General features: G+C 47.1%; 16 protein-coding genes. 10 read left to right on the top strand and 6 right to left on the bottom strand.

Features of this window, described 5'->3' with window-relative positions; translation table 11 throughout:
* Nucleotides 1-26: 26 nt before the first annotated feature.
* Nucleotides 27-1,274, bottom strand: coding sequence for a tagaturonate epimerase family protein (locus AC6H3C_RS13175; RefSeq protein ID WP_497515843.1), 1,248 nt, complete (start codon nucleotides 1,272-1,274; stop codon nucleotides 27-29).
* A gap of 237 nt (nucleotides 1,275-1,511) precedes the next feature.
* On the opposite strand from AC6H3C_RS13175, the gene AC6H3C_RS13170 reads away from it, so the two are divergent.
* From AC6H3C_RS13170 to AC6H3C_RS13130, 9 genes are all read left to right on the top strand, one after another.
* Nucleotides 1,512-2,309, top strand: a complete 798-nt coding sequence (locus tag AC6H3C_RS13170; protein ID WP_497515842.1) for a 2-oxo acid dehydrogenase subunit E2 — start codon at nucleotides 1,512-1,514, stop codon at nucleotides 2,307-2,309.
* 297 nt (nucleotides 2,310-2,606) lie between these two features.
* The gene (locus AC6H3C_RS13165; RefSeq protein ID WP_497521268.1) at nucleotides 2,607-3,701 is read left to right on the top strand and encodes a LacI family DNA-binding transcriptional regulator; all 1,095 of its coding nucleotides are present in this window, start codon (nucleotides 2,607-2,609) and stop codon (nucleotides 3,699-3,701) included.
* Nucleotides 3,688-4,539 (top strand): SDR family oxidoreductase, encoded by an 852-nt coding sequence (locus tag AC6H3C_RS13160; protein ID WP_497515841.1) that lies wholly within the window; start codon nucleotides 3,688-3,690, stop codon nucleotides 4,537-4,539. The genes AC6H3C_RS13165 and AC6H3C_RS13160 overlap by 14 nt, the downstream gene beginning before the upstream one ends.
* Nucleotides 4,540-4,618: 79 nt before the next feature.
* Complete coding sequence (locus AC6H3C_RS13155; RefSeq protein WP_497515840.1) at nucleotides 4,619-5,698, top strand: sugar kinase; 1,080 nt, start codon at nucleotides 4,619-4,621, stop codon at nucleotides 5,696-5,698.
* Between the two features lie 74 nt (nucleotides 5,699-5,772).
* Nucleotides 5,773-7,062, top strand: coding sequence for a nickel-dependent putative hexonate epimerase (locus AC6H3C_RS13150; RefSeq protein WP_497515839.1), 1,290 nt, complete (start codon nucleotides 5,773-5,775; stop codon nucleotides 7,060-7,062).
* Between the two features lie 94 nt (nucleotides 7,063-7,156).
* Nucleotides 7,157-8,167: a Gfo/Idh/MocA family protein gene (locus AC6H3C_RS13145; RefSeq protein WP_497515838.1), complete on the top strand. Its 1,011-nt coding sequence runs from the start codon at nucleotides 7,157-7,159 to the stop codon at nucleotides 8,165-8,167.
* Between the two features lie 96 nt (nucleotides 8,168-8,263).
* Nucleotides 8,264-9,400 carry a 4-phosphoerythronate dehydrogenase PdxB gene (gene pdxB, locus AC6H3C_RS13140; RefSeq protein WP_497515837.1) on the top strand — a complete coding sequence of 379 codons (1,137 nt, stop codon included), beginning with the start codon at nucleotides 8,264-8,266 and terminating at the stop codon, nucleotides 9,398-9,400.
* A gap of 48 nt (nucleotides 9,401-9,448) precedes the next feature.
* On the top strand, nucleotides 9,449-10,903 hold the full coding sequence (gene gnd / locus AC6H3C_RS13135) for a decarboxylating NADP(+)-dependent phosphogluconate dehydrogenase (RefSeq protein ID WP_497515836.1): 1,455 nt from the start codon (nucleotides 9,449-9,451) through the stop codon (nucleotides 10,901-10,903).
* 297 nt (nucleotides 10,904-11,200) lie between these two features.
* Nucleotides 11,201-11,797, top strand: coding sequence for a nitroreductase family protein (locus tag AC6H3C_RS13130; protein WP_497515835.1), 597 nt, complete (start codon nucleotides 11,201-11,203; stop codon nucleotides 11,795-11,797).
* Here the strand turns inward: AC6H3C_RS13130 and AC6H3C_RS13125 are convergent.
* The 5 genes from AC6H3C_RS13125 to AC6H3C_RS13105 form a co-directional block, all read right to left on the bottom strand.
* Nucleotides 11,794-12,933, bottom strand: coding sequence for a glycerate kinase (locus AC6H3C_RS13125; RefSeq protein WP_497515834.1), 1,140 nt, complete (start codon nucleotides 12,931-12,933; stop codon nucleotides 11,794-11,796). The genes AC6H3C_RS13130 and AC6H3C_RS13125 overlap by 4 nt on opposite strands.
* Complete coding sequence (locus AC6H3C_RS13120) at nucleotides 12,911-15,097, bottom strand: RelA/SpoT family protein (protein ID WP_497515833.1); 2,187 nt, start codon at nucleotides 15,095-15,097, stop codon at nucleotides 12,911-12,913. The genes AC6H3C_RS13125 and AC6H3C_RS13120 overlap by 23 nt, the downstream gene beginning before the upstream one ends.
* An 82-nt stretch (nucleotides 15,098-15,179) precedes the next feature.
* Complete coding sequence (locus AC6H3C_RS13115; protein ID WP_497515832.1) at nucleotides 15,180-15,692, bottom strand: ferritin; 513 nt, start codon at nucleotides 15,690-15,692, stop codon at nucleotides 15,180-15,182.
* 110 nt (nucleotides 15,693-15,802) lie between these two features.
* A complete protein-coding gene (locus tag AC6H3C_RS13110; RefSeq protein WP_497515831.1) occupies nucleotides 15,803-16,303 on the bottom strand; it encodes a DUF8439 domain-containing protein in 501 nt (166 codons plus the stop codon).
* A gap of 131 nt (nucleotides 16,304-16,434) precedes the next feature.
* A complete protein-coding gene (locus tag AC6H3C_RS13105; RefSeq protein WP_497515830.1) occupies nucleotides 16,435-17,538 on the bottom strand; it encodes a DNA polymerase III subunit gamma/tau in 1,104 nt (367 codons plus the stop codon).
* Between the two features lie 229 nt (nucleotides 17,539-17,767).
* On the opposite strand from AC6H3C_RS13105, the gene AC6H3C_RS13100 reads away from it, so the two are divergent.
* Entirely contained in the window at nucleotides 17,768-18,310 is a 543-nt protein-coding gene (locus AC6H3C_RS13100; protein WP_497515829.1) for a glutathione peroxidase, read from the top strand.
* Nucleotides 18,311-18,337 lie beyond the last annotated feature (27 nt).

Genomic DNA, 18,337 nt, shown 5'->3' with positions numbered 1-18,337 from the left:
TCTTATTTTCTGATTTTTGGTTTCAATTACAGATTGAATAATCTTTTTAAATGGCGGTCGTAAATATTCTCTTCCACGCATCCACCAACGATGGCGGCATGTTTTTTTAACAAGCCCGTGTAGGTATCGCCCATCTCGGCAGCTACTTTATAACCCACGTGGATCAGCTGGCGGAAATTGGAGTTGTAATCCGGATGGCCGGGAATATGCCGCAGGGTATTGGCAAATTTTTCGCTGCTCCAGCCGGCCACTTCTTCCGCCGAAGGTAGTTTCGAATCGTCGATATCAATTACGTCGGCATACGGACCACAGAGTTCGTCTTTCCGGCCCAGGGCATTGATGTAAATTTGTTTGGCTGTCTCCAGCGCCTCGCCACCGGCCACCGCCAGACCGATCACTTCCTCAAGCCAGGTTGTTCCGGCAGTTTTTACATGCAGGCCTTTGTTGTATTTTTTAATCACTTCGGCCATAATCGGATAAATGGTAAACTTATCGCTGCCCGAATGAACAGAGAGTTTCAGATTTTCGGGCAAACCAAAATGTTTCACGGCGTAGTCGATAACCAGCACGTCCTGCTCAAATTCTTTGGCAAACTGAACCGCATCGCCTACATAGTCGACGCCTTTGTTAAAACGGCCTGTGAATTTCGGAGCGATGGTTTGTGCCGGGATCTGTTCGTCGGCAATCATTTTTAAAATAAAAAACATATCGACCGGAGTTTGCGGTGATTCCACTTCATCCATCGAAACTTCGGTGACAAAATTTCCCTTGCCTTTAGTCGCTTCGATGTGACGATAAATTTTCCCGGCTTCTTTTACTGCAGCCAAAAATTTTCCGGATACTTTCGTCAGTAATTCATCGGTAATAAGAATGGGCTCGTCAATTCCGTCAATTTTCACTTCAGATCCCAATGCTTTGCAGGAGACCTTAAAAGCAGCTTCATCGGCCGGCTCCGACGGGTTGCCGATGTACATGGCCACATCCAGGGTAAAAAAGTCGGAATGATCAATAAACCGGTCAACATTACTCAGGTTGATATGATCGGCATCCACACAATAGGCGCCGTTCCATCCCAGTGCTTTCACGGCGGCATCGGCTTCCTGCCGGGTTCCGATTGGTTCTGAATGGACAATATTATGCTCCCTGTTTGATTTATTCCAGACAGGTGTCACTTCAATTCCCCGGGCATTTGCTTTCATCAGCGCCCGTAACTGAGCTTCCCCTTCGTGATTGAAGCGGTCTCCTACCCCAAAACTGTATTTTCCAAGTTTCATAAGTTATTCGATTTGTTTATTGACTAACATTTAGTTGAACGAAAAAAATGATTCCGTGTTCGCACACGAAAATAGAGATATATTTCATTACTCCAAACTTTAAAAACCTGTTTTAAATCAAGTTTTCAATTTTCATCGCCTTATTTCGCTTATAACCAGGAAAACAAATTCTGACAATCCTGAATTGATCTGCCCGAACCGATTGGCATTTTAGGCTAAAAAACTATTTTTACAGCCATGAAAAAGGAAATCGACCTTAATTCGCACTGGCGGACCGTAGCGGCTACCATTTATACGAAACCAACCGACTCAAAAGTTTTTGGAGCAGTAGAACTGGATGTCACCGAGTTGGAGCAGTTTATCGCCGACAAACGAAAACAAGGCCTGAAAATTACTCCGACCCATGTTTTTGTATTAATCGTTGCCCGTGCCTTAAAACAAGAGATTCCGGAATTCAATACCTATATAAAAAGAGGAAAAGTAGTTTCCCGTCAACAAATCGATGCCTTGGTGAGTGTTTTACAGGCCAGCGGACAGATGGGATCTGTCCGGATCCCGGAGGCAGACAAGCTGAACCTGGGCAGTTTGGCCGATCTCATGAAGAAGGAGATTCAGGAGTCAAGGCAAGGTGAAGAAAATCAGTCCATGCAAACCAAAGATATGTTGTCGTCATTCCCCTGGCCATTCCGCAACTGGATCTTCTGGCTTTATAAAACCGTGACCATCAACTGGGGAATTTCGGTTCCTTTCACCGGTCTTACCTCCGACAGCTTCGGATCGTATGTCATTTCAAATATCGGCACACTTGGTCTCGAAACCGGCTTTCCGGCTCTGCTTCCCAGCTCCAATGTAGCGTTTGTCCTGATTATGGGCGGTATCAGCAAAAAACCGGTTGTTATTCACGACGAAATTGTCATCCGCCGTATCATGTCCCTTTCCATTGTCATCGATCACCGGGTGGCCGATGCCTCTCATGGCGGCAAACTCTTCCGTTTTATAAAACACTCACTGAAAAACCTGCACGAACTCGAATAAATACCGGTAAAACCCTTCAAGTTCTCCCATCAGCCAAATATCTTCAGTAATTCTGCTATCTCCCGCACTCCTATTTTATAATCGATACATGTTAACCCGTATCTCCCCAATTGACGAGAACTAAAATAGCAATCCTGCTCGTTTATCCTTCAACCGCTTTTTCTGAAAGTGCCTTGCAAGAGATGTTTTATAATATACAGATTTTTCCGTGTGCGAACACGACAAATGGAAAAATTAATTAGTTTTGTTTCTGACTTAAGGATTAACATGGGAATTTTCCCTTAAAACCGTACAGCTATCAAACCAATAAAAAGAATACGGATTAAAGATATTGCCCAAAAGGCCAATGTTTCGATCGGAACGGTGGACCGGGTGATTCACAATCGGGGCGAAGTGAATAAAGCCACGAAAGAGAAAGTTTTGAGCATACTGGAAGAAATGGATTATCATCCAAACATTCTGGCCAGTACATTGGCATCAAAAAAAATACATCAGTTTGCCATTCTGTTCCCTCAGCCCCAATCAAACGAATCGTACTGGAATAAACCGATGATTGGAGTACGGCAGGCTTTTGCCGAATTACAGCATTACGGTATCCAGATCAGCAGTTACGAATATTCGCAAACCGATGCCCGGTCTTTTGAAGAAAAAGCCAATGAGATTTTGGAAAGCAGGCCCGAAGGTGTTGTTTTGGCTCCTTTCTTTTCACGCGAATCACGAAAATTCATTTCGCAACTCGAAGAACAGCACATCCCCTACATCTTCATCGATTCCAATTTAAAAGACTGCAATAAAACAAGTTATATCGGACAAAACTCATTTCAAAGCGGCGCATTGTCGGCCAAACTGATCGATTTCTCCCTTCCGGGAAAAGCCAATATTTTAGTCATCCATTTTGCAAAAGAAATGGACAACCAAAACCACCTGGTACAACGGGAACAAGGTTTTTACAGTTATTTCAGAGAAAATGACCTGCAAGGAAACCGAAGTTTACACACGATCGAAATCGAAAACATAAACGCAGGTAATAACTTCTATGTACTCATTGATCAGCAAATTGAAAAAACCGGCCAACCCGATGGAATTTTTGTTACGAACTCGCAGGTTTACCGTGTTGCCGAATACCTGAAAGAACGCAACCTGAAAAATATCCGCTTGATCGGCCACGACCTGATCAGGCAGAATATCGAATACCTGCGCGAGGGAATTGTCGATTTTTTGATTTGCCAACGGCCGGAAGAACAAGGTTATCAAGCCATTAACACCTTGTTTTCTCACGTTATCCTGAAAAAACAGATCCCTGCCGAAAACTATACATCAATCGATATCATTACCAAAGAGAACCTGGACTTTTACAAAGAATTTAACCTAATAAATTATGGAACCAATTAGTTTTAAAGACCTTTCGGGGAAAGTATGTGTGATCACCGGAGGCGCCGGCGTAATCGGAGTTGAAATGGTCAAAGCATTGGCCTCGGTGAAATCAAAAATTGCCATTGTTGACATCAATAAAGAAACAGCGGATAAAGTAGCCGCCGAAATCTCGGAATCGCACCAGGCAACCGTAATCGGAGTGGAAGCCAATGTTCTCGACAAAGCTTCACTCGAAACAGCCAAAGCCGTTATTAATGAAAAACTCGGCGAGATCGACATGCTGATCAACGGGGCCGGAGGCAATCATCCTTCGGCAACAACCAAAGTGGAACAAATGGACGACAGCAACATCGACAAATTGGAAGACACATTCTACGGCCTCGAGATGGACGGGTTTGACAAGGTTTTTGCGCTCAATTTCAAAGGGACCTTGTTGCCCTCGATGGTTTTCACCAAGGATATGCTGAAAAACCGCAAAGGCGTTGTGCTCAACATTTCATCGATGAATTCGTATAAACCATTAACCAAAATTCCGGCATACTCGGCAGCTAAAGCGTCCATCAATAACTTTACAGAATGGCTGGCAGTGCATTTGGCGAAGGTTGGTATTCGGGTCAATGCAATTGCTCCCGGATTTTTTATCACGAACCAAAACCGCTTTTTGGTGCTTGACGAAAAAACAGGCGGTTACTCGCCCCGCGGACAAAAGATTGTAAACAACACGCCTATGGGCAAATTTGGCGAACCGGAAGATTTGCAGGGCGCTACCCTCTTCCTGTTATCCGATATTTCCGGATTTATCACCGGTATTGTCATTCCGGTCGACGGTGGCTACAGCGCCTTTGGCGGAGTATAATCCAGCTATCGGAGTCATGGGTCATTTCGGATAATGCAATGACCAATTATCAAGTATTCATCCAATAACAACTTAGAATATGAGCATCGAATTAAAACAGAACTGTAAATATTCGCTGCTGGTGCCTACCAGCATGGGCGTGCGCATCACTCCGCTAAACGGACAACCGGTACACAGCAGTACCTTGTTTGAAATGCAGGCTACCAGCGCCGAAACCAATGTGGCCAGCGTTTCATCCTACCTGGGTTTACCGGTGAAAGTGTTAACTACCTTCGTGAAAGGCAGTCCAATTGCCCGTTTCATCAAAAACAACCTGAAAAGCCGGCATATGGATTACGAAGGTCCCGAAGTGGAACAAGGCGACCCGTGGGGATACCGCCACCAGTTTAATATTGCCGACAGCGGATTTGGCGCCCGCGGCCCGCGCGTTCAAAACGACCGCGCAGGCGAAGTGGGCCGCACCCTCAACGCGAAGGATTTTGACCTGGAACGAATTTTTGGAACTGAAGGGGTACAGATTGTTCATCTTTCAGGACTCATTGCGGCCTTGTCGCCCGAAACGAGCGCCTTCTGCCTCGAAATTGCGCGTGCTGCGAAAAAACATGGCACCCGCATTTCATTCGACCTCAACTACCGGGCTTCGTTCTGGAAAGGCCGGGCCGAAGAACTGCGTAAAAACTTTACCGAAATCGCTTCGGTATCCGATATTTTAATCGGGAACGAAGAAGATTTCCAGCTTTGCTTTGGCATTGAAGGTCCGGAAGCCGGTGGAAAAGGGATCGAAGCCGAAATTGAAGGGTTTAAAGGACTGATTGCCAAAGTCAAAAAGTCGTTCCCGAATGCTTCGGTATTTGCAACGACCCTCCGGCAGGTTATCAGCACAAACGAACACCTTTGGGGAGCCATCATGCTTGCCGGTGACGAATGGCAAGTGATTGAGCCGCGAAAAATCAACGTGCTCGACCGGATTGGAGGAGGCGACGGATTTGTTGGCGGATTACTTTACGGAATTCTGAAAGGTTGGGAACCGGAAAAATGGCCTCAATTTGGCTGGGCTACCGGCGCGTTGGCAACAACATTCCTGACCGACTATGGCCAGCCTGCCGACGAAGAAATGGTTTGGAGTATCTGGCAGGGAAATGCACGTGTGAGAAGGTAACCGAAATTACTCCCCACCTCCCCTGTGCGGGGAGGTTCCACGCAAAACCGGGAGTGAAAGAAAAACTTACGATTATGCTATATTATGAAATAGGTTCGAAAGAACATGAATTGAGCGCCGAAGACCTGAAAAAAGGACTTTACGCGGCTTTGGACCAGTTGAAAAACATCAACAAGGTGCTGGCCATTCCGCCGGACTACACCCGTTTACCAAGCCGTTCAGGCGAACTGACCGAATTTGCCTGGCAATATTACGGCGACAAACTGACGGATGTGTTGCCCGCGCTGGGAACGCATTCACCGATGACCCCCAAACAAATCAGCCATATGTTCGGCAGTTTGCCGGCCTCGCTGATCAGGGATCACGACTGGCGTAACGATGTGGTAAATGTGGGCGAAGTACCGGCCGAGTTTGTGAAAGAAGTTTCGGAAGGCGCGGTTGATTTTCCCTGGCCGGCCCAGGTAAACAAACTGTTGCTGATGGGGAATTTCGACTTGATTATGTCGATCGGACAGGTTGTTCCGCACGAAGTGGTGGGTATGGCCAACTACAATAAAAATGTTTTTGTAGGCACCGGTGGTGCCGAAGGCATCAATAAAAGCCATTTTGTGGGTGCCGCCTACGGCATGGAACGCATGATGGGGCACGCCGATACGCCCGTCAGAAGAATCTTCAACTATGCCTCGGAGAATTTCACCAATCACCTGCCGATTTTGTACGTACAAACCGTAGTTGGCCTCGATAAAACCGACGGGAAAGTCAAAACACGCGGGCTGTTCATCGGCGATGACTACGAGGTGTTTGACAAAGCCGCCAAACTGTCGCTGGAAGTAAACTTCGAAATGCTCGACAAACCCTTGAAAAAAGTGATTGTCTGGCTCGATCCCACTGAATTCAAATCAACCTGGTTGGGAAACAAATCGGTGTACCGCACCCGTATGGCCATTGATGACGAAGGTGAACTCATAGTTTTGGCCCCGGCCCTGAAAGAGTTTGGCGAAGACAAGGAAATTGACAGGTTAATCCGCAAGTACGGCTATTTTGGAACTCCCGCGACCTTGAAGGCCTGCGACGAAAACGAAGAGCTACGCAACAACCTGAGCGCTGCTGCCCACCTCATTCACGGATCATCCGAGGGAAGGTTCTCCATCACCTACTGCCCGGGAAAAGGGCCGGAAAACCTGACTCAGGCAGAAATCGAAAGTGTGGGCTTTCAGTATGCCGACATCGATGAAGTCATGCAAAAATACGATCCTGCCAAACTAAAAGACGGGCTGAACATCATGCCCGATGGCGAGGAAATTTTTTACATCTCCAACCCGGCTATCGGCTTGTGGGCCTACCGGGAACGGTTTAAGTATTGATGAATGATGATTGGGCATGGAGCATGGGGTGTGGGGTGTGGAGAATTTATGGGTATGGTCCGGAATCTGGAACTTGAAACTCAAAACTTAAGCGATGAAACTTGAAACGGTTAATTGGGGAATTATTGGTTGCGGGGACGTGACCGAAGTAAAAAACGGCCCTCCGTTATATAAGACGCCACATTCAAACCTGGTGGCTGTCATGCGGCGTAATGGCGATTTAGCGGCCGATTATGCCAAACGGCATGGCGTTCCGAACTGGTACGACCAGGCAACCGACCTGATCAACGACCCGAAGGTAAACGCCGTTTATATAGCCACACCACCGAATACCCATGCTGCTTATGCGATTCAGTCCATGCGGGCAGGTAAGCCGGTTTATGTGGAAAAACCCATGGCGAGAACCTACCACGAGTGTCTGGAGATGATCAGCGTTTCGGAAGAAACCGGCGTTCCCTTGTTTGTCGCCTATTACCGGCGGGCCATGCCTTTATTTCTGAAGGTGAAAGAACTCGTGGAGCAAAAAATCATCGGCATTCCCCTAACCGTCAGTATCCGTCTATACAAAGAAGCTGCAGAAAAGGGGTTAAGTCCGGAGCAATTACCCTGGCGCGTTGATCCCGAAATTGCCGGAGCCGGCCATTTTTATGACCTGGCTTCTCACCAACTGGATATTCTTGATTTCATATTTGGCCCGGTTAATGATGTCGCCGGAACCGCCCGGAACCGGGGTGGCCTCTACCCTGCCGAAGATACGGTCAATGCTGTTTTCAGTTTCGAAAACGGCATAACAGGCGCCGGAAGCTGGTGTTTCGTAACCGATAAGTCTTCGGAAAAAGACAGTATCGAAATTTTTGGGACAGAGGGCAGCCTCCGTTTTGCCTGCTTTTCACCGTTTAAGTTAATCCTGAAAAAGAAAGACGGCACTATCGAGTTTGATTTTCCAAAACCGGAACATGTTGGCGGCGGACTTATCCAACTGGTTGTGGATGAACTCCGCGGCGAAGGATACTCGCCAAGCACCGCAGTATCCGGATCCCGGACAAGCCGGGTGATGGAAGAAATTGTGAACGGATATTATGCTGGTGAAGATATTAGATATTAGACATTAGTAAGTGGACATTGGATATTAGACGAAACGAATGAGAACTGAAAAGTATGGCGTGATGTCTAAAAACCGAACACCTAATTCACTGTATTTATGAAGTTTGTTATCGACGATAAAATACCGTACATCCAGGGGGCGCTTGAACCATTTGGCGAGGTCGTTTATTTGCCGGGGGCAAAAACAACGGCAGCAATTGTGAAAGATGCCGATGCCATAGTTACCCGCACCCGAACCATTTGTAATGAGACATTACTGAAAGGTTCTTCCGTGAAATTTATTGCCACGGCCACCATTGGTTTCGACCACATCGATACCGGCTACTGCGAACAGGCAGGCATTGCATGGACCAATGCGCCGGGCTGCAACAGCAAATCGGTAGAACAGTACATCGCCTCCGCCCTCTTTGTGCTGGCCAAAAAGAAAAATTTTCAACTGAAAGGAAAAACGATCGGCATTGTGGGAGTTGGCCAGGTAGGCTCTAAAGTGGCGAAAATTGCCGAGCTATTCGGAATGAACGTTCTGCTGAACGACCCGCCCCGCACCCGGAACGAAGGACCTGCAATGTTTGTCAGCCTCGGCGAGATCAGGCAGAAAGCCGACATCATCAGCCTGCATGTTCCCTTGAATTTAGACGGTGAAGATGCCACCTGGCACCTGGCCGATACCGGATTCTTCAACGATTTGGCAAAACAACCGGTTTTAATCAACTCCTGCCGCGGCGAAGTTGTTGCTGCCGAAGCCGCAAAATCGGCGCTGGCCAAAGGGCAAATCTCCGGCCTGGTGCTCGATTGCTGGGAACATGAACCCGACATCGACCTGGAACTGCTGGCCGCCTGCGATCTGGCCACACCTCATATTGCAGGCTATTCGAAAGACGGTAAGGCCAACGGCACCAGTATGAGCATCCAGGCCATCAGCCGGTATTTCAACCTGGGCATAGACGACTGGCAGGCAAAAAATGTAGAACTACCCGATCAAACAATTATTCCCATGTATGGTTTCAACTTGTCGGAAGAAGAGGTTTTGGCAAAAGCGGTCCTGGCAACCTATGATATCCGGGATGACGACCGCGCGCTGAGGGCTGATCCGGCTCAATTTGAAAAATTGAGGGGTGATTACCCGGTGCGACGCGAATTTCCGGTGTTCACCCTTGAATATCATCACATAAAAGAAGAAACTATTGAAAAGCTAAAAGCATTGGGATTCAAGACAAAGAAACCCGGGGCTTGAAGCTTGAAACTAATAATTAATTAAAATCAAAAAATAAATACAAAAGCTATGGCAAAATTAGCAGACATCGGCCTGATCGGTTTGGCCGTGATGGGTGAAAACCTGGTTTTAAACATGGAAAGTAAGGGCTATACCGTAGCCGTATACAACCGTACAGTTGACAAAGTGGATAAATTTATCAGCGGACGCGGCGCCGGTAAAAATTTCATCGGGGCACATTCGATCGAAGAATTGGTGGCTTCCCTCGAAAAACCGCGTAAAGTGATGATGCTCGTGAAAGCCGGAAAACCGGTGGATGATTTTATTGAACTGATTATTCCGCACCTCGAAGAAGGCGATATCATCATCGATGGCGGAAACTCCCATTTTCCCGACACCATCCGTCGTGCAAAATACGTGGAAAGTAAAGGCCTGCTTTACATCGGCACCGGCGTTTCGGGCGGCGAAGAAGGCGCCTTGTTAGGCCCGTCGATGATGCCTGGCGGTTCGCCTGCCGCCTGGCCTGCCGTGAAAGAAATTTTCCAGGCAGTCGCCGCTAAAGTGGAAGACGGCTCGCCCTGCTGCGACTGGGTTGGCGAAGGCGGCGCCGGCCACTTCGTGAAAATGGTGCACAACGGAATTGAATACGGCGATATGCAAATTATCTGCGAAGCTTATCAATTGATGAAAGAAATGTTGGGTATGAGCGCCGATGAGATGCACGAAGTGTTCAAAAAATGGAACACCGAAGAACTCGATTCATACCTGATCGAAATTACCCGCGACATTTTGGGTTTCAAAGATGAAGATGGGGAACCGCTGGTTGAAAAAATCCTCGACACAGCCGGACAAAAAGGTACCGGGAAATGGACCGGTGTTTCAGCGCTTGACCTCGGTATCCCGCTGACATTGATCGGCGAATCGGTATTTGCCCGTTGCCTGTCGGCTCAGAAAGATTTACGTGTTGAAGCCTCTAAAGTCATTGGCGGACCGGCCGTTGATAAAACCATCGACAAAGTTCAAATGATTTCGGACCTGAAAGACGCTTTGTTCGGCGCTAAAATTATTTCGTACGCCCAAGGCTACAACCTGATGATGGAAGCGGCCAAAGAATACGGCTGGAACCTGAACTACGGCGGCATTGCCCTGATGTGGCGCGGTGGTTGCATCATTCGTTCCGTATTTTTGGGCGACATCAAAAAGGCATTCGATAAAAACCCGACCCTGCAAAACCTGCTGCTCGACCCCTATTTCAAAGAAAAAGTAGAAGCGGCACAGGCCGGATGGCGCCGTGTTTGCGCGACGGCATTATCAAACGGCATCCCGGTTCCGGCGCTCACATCGGCGCTTTGTTATTTCGACGGCTTCCGCAGTGAACGCCTGCCGGCCAACCTGCTTCAGGCCCAGCGCGACTACTTTGGCGCACACACCTACGAACGCATCGACAAGCCACGCGGCCAGTTCTTCCACACCAACTGGACCGGACGCGGCGGCGATACCGCTTCGACGACCTATGTGGTATAAAATTTCAGCTAATCGCTGACATCAAAAGGGAGGGTTTTACTTGAGGTGAAACCCTCTCTGTAATTAATTTGAAATCCGTTCAACGAAGAACATAAAAGCGGTTTCGGGCAAAACCGCAAGTGGTATTTTCAGACTTCATACCACGCATGCAGAATCCTTTGTTTTACTGGCATTACATCTCAGAAACGGCAGTTCAAACCCCAAATAACGTATCGTGGTTCGGAAATCGCGACAGCCCTAACTCCATTTCAAAACCAAGAGGCCTCCGGTTTGTTATTGAGACAAACAAAATGAGAAATGGAAGAGAAAAGAGAACAGGTTTCAGCTTGGATTAAAGACCGCCAGTCGACCTTTGTTAATGGTTTGAAAGAAGGAAGCAAGATTGACGACCGGCTGATTGAACAACTACTCGAAAATGCCGTTTGGGCGCCATCGCACGGCTTGGTACAAGCCTGGCAGTTTAAGGTTTTTGCCGGAGAAGCGGTGAAACGGTTTTTCGCGGTACAAAAAGACATCTACAAACAAATTACGCCCCCGGAGCAGTTTTACGATTTCAAGTACGAGGCATACGGCGATAAATGGAAGCGCGTCTCGCACGTGATCGCGGTGATTGCCCGCCGCGACCCGCACAAACGTTTTCCTAAACAGGAAGATCTTGTTTCGGTAGCCTGCGCGGCCCAAAACATCTATCTCAGCCTCGGGGTCTTTGGGATAGGCGGTTACCTGAGTACCGGCGATGTTTGTTACTCGCAGCCCATGCGCGATTTTTTGAACCTGAATGAGGACGATGAACCGGTCGGTTTTTTCATTTTGGGCCAAGTGGATGAAACCTTCAGGCGTCCACCGCGAAGCCGGATTCCGGCAACTGAAAAAACCGAATGGATCAGGCATTAGTCCAATTGATCCAAAAAATCTCTTGCAGCCTGCTTCGCCCCTTCAAAAACCAACCGGTCGACCTGCTCAATGGCCGTTAACTGATCGACCCGATCGTTAACCAAGGCGTATGAAAAATCGAACATGGAAGCACCCTCGCTGGTAATTTCGCCGCCAATGGCAACTGTTGGGACATGTTGTCGTCTGGCGCGTTTCGCAACAACAAAGGGTGCTTTATTGCCGGCTGTTTGGCTATCGATCCGGCCTTCACCGGTAACGACCAGCCGGGTGTTTTTCAGCGCCTCGTCAAAACCAAGCGCGTCCAGCACAAAGTCGGCTCCTGAAAGGAGTTGGGCATTCAAAAAGACAAATAAAGCCAAGTTGACGCCCCCTGCCGCTCCCATTCCGGGGACATCTTCCAGTTCGAAACCATACCGCTCCCGGATTAAACCGGCAAAATGCGCCAGGTTTTTCTCCAGCACCGGCATCATTTCGGGTGTTGCCCCCTTTTGAGGGCCGAAAACGGCTACCGCTCCGCGATGTCCCAGCAGGGGATTGTTCACATCGCACATCACTTTCAGGTCAACATTACTGAAGGCCTGAAGCGCCTCGTCGTTCCACGAATCGATTAATCCGAGGTTGGCCCCTGACGCTCTTAGCTTTTTTCCGTTCTTATCTGTAAAATAAAGGCCAAGTCCTTCGAGTAAACCCATACCACCGTCAATTGTTGCACTGCCGCCCACTCCAAGTAATATGTGTTTTGCTCCGCGGCTAAGCGCATCGAGCAACAATTCGCCGGTACCGCGGCTCGATGTTTTAAGCGGATTGAACTCGTTTCGGTTAAGCAGTTTTAACCCGCTGGCACCGGCCATTTCAACCAGGGCTGTTTTATTTCCGTAGCCATATCGAGCCTGAATCATCCGCCCCAGCGGATCGTGAACCGGAATACTGATTTCTTCCAGATGAAGGGTTTTCATCAGCACCCCGGCCGTGTCGTCTCCCCCATCGGCAACCGGTATTTTAATCACGTCAAACCGATCGGACACTGCATGAAAAGCCTGCCCGATGAGATCGGCAAAGCGGATGGCGCTGAGGCTACCTTTCATGCTGTTCGGGGCCGCGATGACCCGGATCTTACTGGTCGGCCCGGGATACATGCAGGACGCCTTTTATGTGTTGAAGTTTGCGCATCAGAAAGTCGAGATGTTCCAGGTTATTCACGTAAATGCGCAGGGTTCCTTCAAACTCGCCGTTTACCGAATCGATATTGATGGAGCGCATCTGAACGCCGATATCTTTTGATATGACATGAGATATTTGCCCGACAATGCCTACTTCATCCGTCCCCGACAGTTTAATAGTGGCCTGGAAAGAGGTTCGTTTGTTCGATTCGCGCCATTTCGCCGGGATCACACGGTACGGGTAACGCTCGAACAACTGTTTGGCATTCGGACAGCTGCGCCGGTGGATCTTAATTCCTTCACGGATGGTAACAAAGCCAAAAATTTCATCGCCGAAAATTGGGTTACAGCAAGGCGCCAGCTTATGGTTCACATTTTTGATGTTATTATCGATGATCAGGTAATCGTCGCCACCGGTAAAGTCCATTTCTCTAACCTGGTCCTGAGGAATAACCTCTTCGAGCCGTTGCCGGGCAGTTTGTTCCGCTTCTTTACCAAGCAGCACCTCTTTGACGTCGAGCGTGTCGATTTTCTCTGTCGAAATATGGTAATACAGATCCTGGGCGAGCTTCATCTGGTAATGTTTCAGCAGGGTTCGGATCACTTCGTCGTTGTAATCAATCTTCCAGTTTTTTAATTTACGGAGCAAAATCTCTTTCCCGTTTTCGGCTTCTCTTTTTCGTTCTTCATTCAAACTGGCTTTAATCCGGTTTTTCGCTTTGCTGGTCGCCACAAAATCCAACCAGTCGAGTTTGGGCTTTTGGTTATTCGAGGTATCAATCGAAATCTGCTGTCCGTTTCTTAGTTTATAACGAAGCGTGACCTTTTTGCCGTCAACCATGCCGCCAACACAGTGGTCGCCTACCACCGAGTGAATTTCGTACGCGAAATCGAGCAAGGTAGCTCCGGCAGACAATCGTTTCAAATCGCCTTTGGGAGTAAAAACAAAAATTTCATCCTTATAAACGTTGGTACTGAATTCGTCGATAAAATCAACCACATTCAGTTCCTGATTTTCCAGAATTTCACGGATGTTGGCCAGCCATTTTTCCATTTCCGACGATGCCGCTCCGCCTTTATATTTCCAGTGGGCAGCCAGGCCTTTCTCGGCCACTTCGTCCATTCGTTTGGTGCGAATCTGTACTTCAATCCATTTTTTATTTGGACCCAATACGGTTGCATGCAAACTTTCGTAACCATTTGATTTTGGCACGGTAATCCAGTCGCGCATTCGCTCCGGGTTGGCCTGATACTCATCGGTAACAATGGAATAGACCTGCCAGCAATCCGATTTTTCCATATCGGGTTTCGAATCGAGAATGACACGAATGGCAAACAGGTCGTACACTTCATCGAAGCTCACATCCTGTTTTTTCATTTTGTTCCAGATGGAATTGATGGACTTGGTACGCGCTTTCATATCAAACTTAAACCCGCGCGAATGGAGCTTTTCTTCGATGGGTTTTACAAATTCGGCTACAAAGCTTATTCGTTCCGGTTCCGATTCTTTCAGCCGGTCGCTAACATGTTTATACGCATCCGGAGTCAGGTACTTCAGGCACAAGTCGAGCAACTCGGAGTTAATATTGTACAGGCCTAAGCGATGCGCCAGTGGAGCATACAAATGAGACGTTTCGACTGAAATTTTGTGTTGAACATCCGGTTTCTGCTTATCGAGATTACGCATGACCTGCAGCCGGTCGGCAATTTTGACCAGAATGACCCGCACATCGCCGGCAAGGGCAAGCATCAGTTTACGGTAGTTTTCCGAATGAAGATCAACGGTATCGGTCCCCAACGCATTGATTTTGGCCATCCCTTCCAGAATTCCGGAGACTGTAGGCCCAAACTGCTTGCCGATCTCTTTGAAATCGGGACGATGGGGAACCCCTTCGTATGCGACGTTATGAAGCAGACCGGAAATAACCGAATCGGTTCCTAAACCAACTTCCCGGCTAACGATACGGGCCACTTCAATGGCGTGAACCAGAATGATTTCGCCCGTTGGCCAACTGGTGTCACCCAGGATGTTGAAGGCATAATCAAATGCTCTGCTAATCTCCTGAAGGTCGTGTCCGCTCATGTTTGCGCGACAGGATTCCTGCAATGACAACCATGCTTCTTCTATTTTTTTATCCATAACTGTTCGCTTACTACCGTGTACGATAAAAATAAAAAAAGGCCACCGTTTACGGCAGCCCTTATGAAACTATTCTGTTTTTTTATTCTGCCTGAGTTGTATCTACAAAGGAACGCGATGCTAATTCGCGATTCATCATAAACAGTCCATTTCCCTGACCGTTAATTAAACGCAGATCATCCAGAATTGCATTTACATTTTTTTCTTCTTCCACCTGTTCATCGATAAACCATTGCAGAAAACTTTGTGTGGCATGATCGTTGCCAGCCGCGGCAACATCGACCAAATTATCAATCAATGCAGTTACCTTTTGTTCATGCTCCAACGTTTTTTCGAACACCTCAATGATACTTTCAAACTCGGTGGGAACACCGGCGATGGGCTCAAGAATCACGCGTCCGTTGCGTTCGTGTACATAGTCGAAAAACTTCATGGCGTGCGTTAATTCTTCCTGGTATTGCACTTTCATCCAATTGGCAAAACCGGCCAGACCTTTGTCTTCGAACCAGGCCGACATGGACAGATACAAATAAGCAGAATGTATTTCTGCATTAATTTGGGCATTTAAGGCTTTTAATACGGTATCTTTTAGCATAACTGTAAATTTTTTAGTTTTAATCAAAAATAGTCAAAAACGCAGACACCTCACGCATGAATGATCACCAATATCCAAATTATTTAAGAATGGTTTAAACTCCCGGATTGTTAATGTTCACCGAAATCGAGGTTGAAGGTTTGTTTTAGCAGACTAACATTCGGGTTCTTTTTGATCATTTCTGCTAATTTTTCTGTCTCCGAATAGGGTTTTATTTCGCTTTCCTGTAAAACAATCTCGGTAATTAACTCAATCTGTGTATTGCGCAATTCTTTTCTCAGCCACGAAACCAAATCGGGTTTAATCTTGCTGATCTCGCCGTCCTGCACCGAATTTTCAATTTTCAACAGCAGTTTATTCTCTTCAAAAATGTCGGGAATACGCGAAAGCGTGGCTTTTAAGTTGGGGCGCTCATCCAAACGGGTCAGGTACTCGGCCCATTTACGTTCAAACTGTTCCCGCGTGAATGGTTCGTTAAGCTGCTCGCCGGTGTAATATTTGATTTGTTCTTTGGCATCTGCTGCATGGCTTTCCTCTACCAACTTGCCTGAAATGGCATCTTTTATTGAAGGTGTATAACCGCTGCCATTTCGTTTAATGGTGCGTTTCACCGGTATCCGGTCCGCTTTCGGTTCGGCGCCGGTTGGCTGACCAGCCGGTTGAGCCGGGGCCTTCGGCGTTGAAACGATGTTTTGTTGATTGCTGAAAATGGGTTCCAGTTCATCAGAAACCGGATCCTCAGCTATTTTTTTTTTACGCCAAGCTGAACCATGCGGATAAGAGCGAGTTCGACCAGCAAACGTTTATTTTGGCTCGCTTTGTACTGGAGGTCGCATTCATTGCTGATTTTCAGCGCTTCCAGCAGGAAACCGGCATCGCAGGCCGCTGCCTGTAATTTGTATTTTTCTTTAATCTCGCCGCCTACCTCCAGCAATTGCACGGTAATCGCGTCTTTACACACAAGCAAATCGCGCATATGGCTGCTCAGTCCGGTAATAAAATGATGCCCGTCAAAACCGTGGTCAAGCACATCGTTAAAGAGCATCAGCGCACCCGGCACGTCGTTTTTCAAAAACAAGTCGATTAAACTGAAGTAATAATCGTAATCGAGCACATTCAGGTTCGAGATTACATCTTTATAGGTGATACTGCGACCTGAGAAACTTACAATCTGGTCGAAAATTGACAAGGCGTCGCGCATGGCCCCATCTGCTTTCTGGGCAATGATATTCAGCGCCTCCGACTCGATGCCAACCATTTCCTGTTTCGCCACATAGCCCAAATGACCTGCAATGTCGGAGATTTTGATCCGGTTAAAATCAAAAATCTGGCAACGCGACAAAATCGTCGGGATAATTTTATGCTTCTCGGTTGTTGCCAAAATAAAAATGGCATGTTTGGGCGGTTCTTCCAGGGTTTTCAGAAAAGCATTGAAAGCCGCCTGCGACAGCATGTGAACCTCGTCGATGATATAGATGCTGTAATGCCCGATCTGCGGCGGAATACGAACCTGATCTGTCAGGCTCCGGATATCATCCACCGAGTTGTTTGATGCGGCATCCAACTCGTGAATATTATACGAGCGGTTGCTGTTAAATGCCTGACAGGATTCGCATTGGTTACACGGCTCCATTTCTGCCGTCAGGCTTTGACAATTGATGGTTTTTGCAAAAATACGGGCACAGGTTGTTTTGCCAACACCACGCGGACCGCAAAACAGGTATGCATGGGCCAATTGTTTGTTTTTAATGGCATTTTTCAGTGTCGCCGTGATTGAGGCTTGCCCCACGACAGACTGAAAAGTATCTGGTCGGTATTTTCGTGCAGAAACAATAAAATTCTCCATAGTTCCGGTAAATGAAAACCAAAGATAATCATTTTGCCCTATTCTGAGGGATGATTTTATTAACAGAACGAAAGACATTCATGTAAGTCTTTCAGTCTAAACTTTTTCGAAGAAAATCTGTTTTATAAACCAAAATAATATCGACATAATTGAGTTTAAACTGATACTGACTTGTGACTGAAGAGAAAAACAAACTCCCGGCACAAGGTATCAACTAAAAAATCAGAGTATGAAAAAAATCAGCTTACTTCTTACGGTTATCCTGGTCTCAGTCTTCAGTTTTGGACAAAAATCTTTTCACGATTTCACTGTAAAGGATATTGAAGGTAACGACTTTAGTATGGCTACTTTAAAAGGAAAAAAGGTGCTGGTGGTCAACACGGCATCAAAATGTGGTTTAACGCCGCAATACGAAGCGCTTCAAGCTTTATACCAACAATACGGCAGCGAGAAATTTATCATTATTGGTTTTCCGGCGAACAACTTTCTGGAGCAGGAACCGGGGTCCAACTCAGAAATCATGGAATTTTGTCAGAAGAATTATGGTGTATCATTTCCGATGATGTCAAAAATTTCGGTAAAAGGCGATGATATGTCTCCGGTGTACCAATGGCTGACACAAAAAGCAAAAAATGGCGTCATGGATTCGGAGGTGGGCTGGAATTTCCAGAAATATTTAATCGACGAAAACGGGAAACTGGTCGATTTTGCCAGTCCTAAAACAAAACCTGACGATCCAAAAATTATTGAATGGATTAAAGCTGATTTATAGTCGTCGGCTGAAAGATCAGGGTCTCAT

The sequence above is a fragment of the Gaoshiqia sp. US2 genome, from assembly GCF_059705485.1.
The sequence above is the reverse complement of the archived record's forward strand: the minus strand, read 5'-3'. Positions and strand labels throughout refer to the sequence as shown.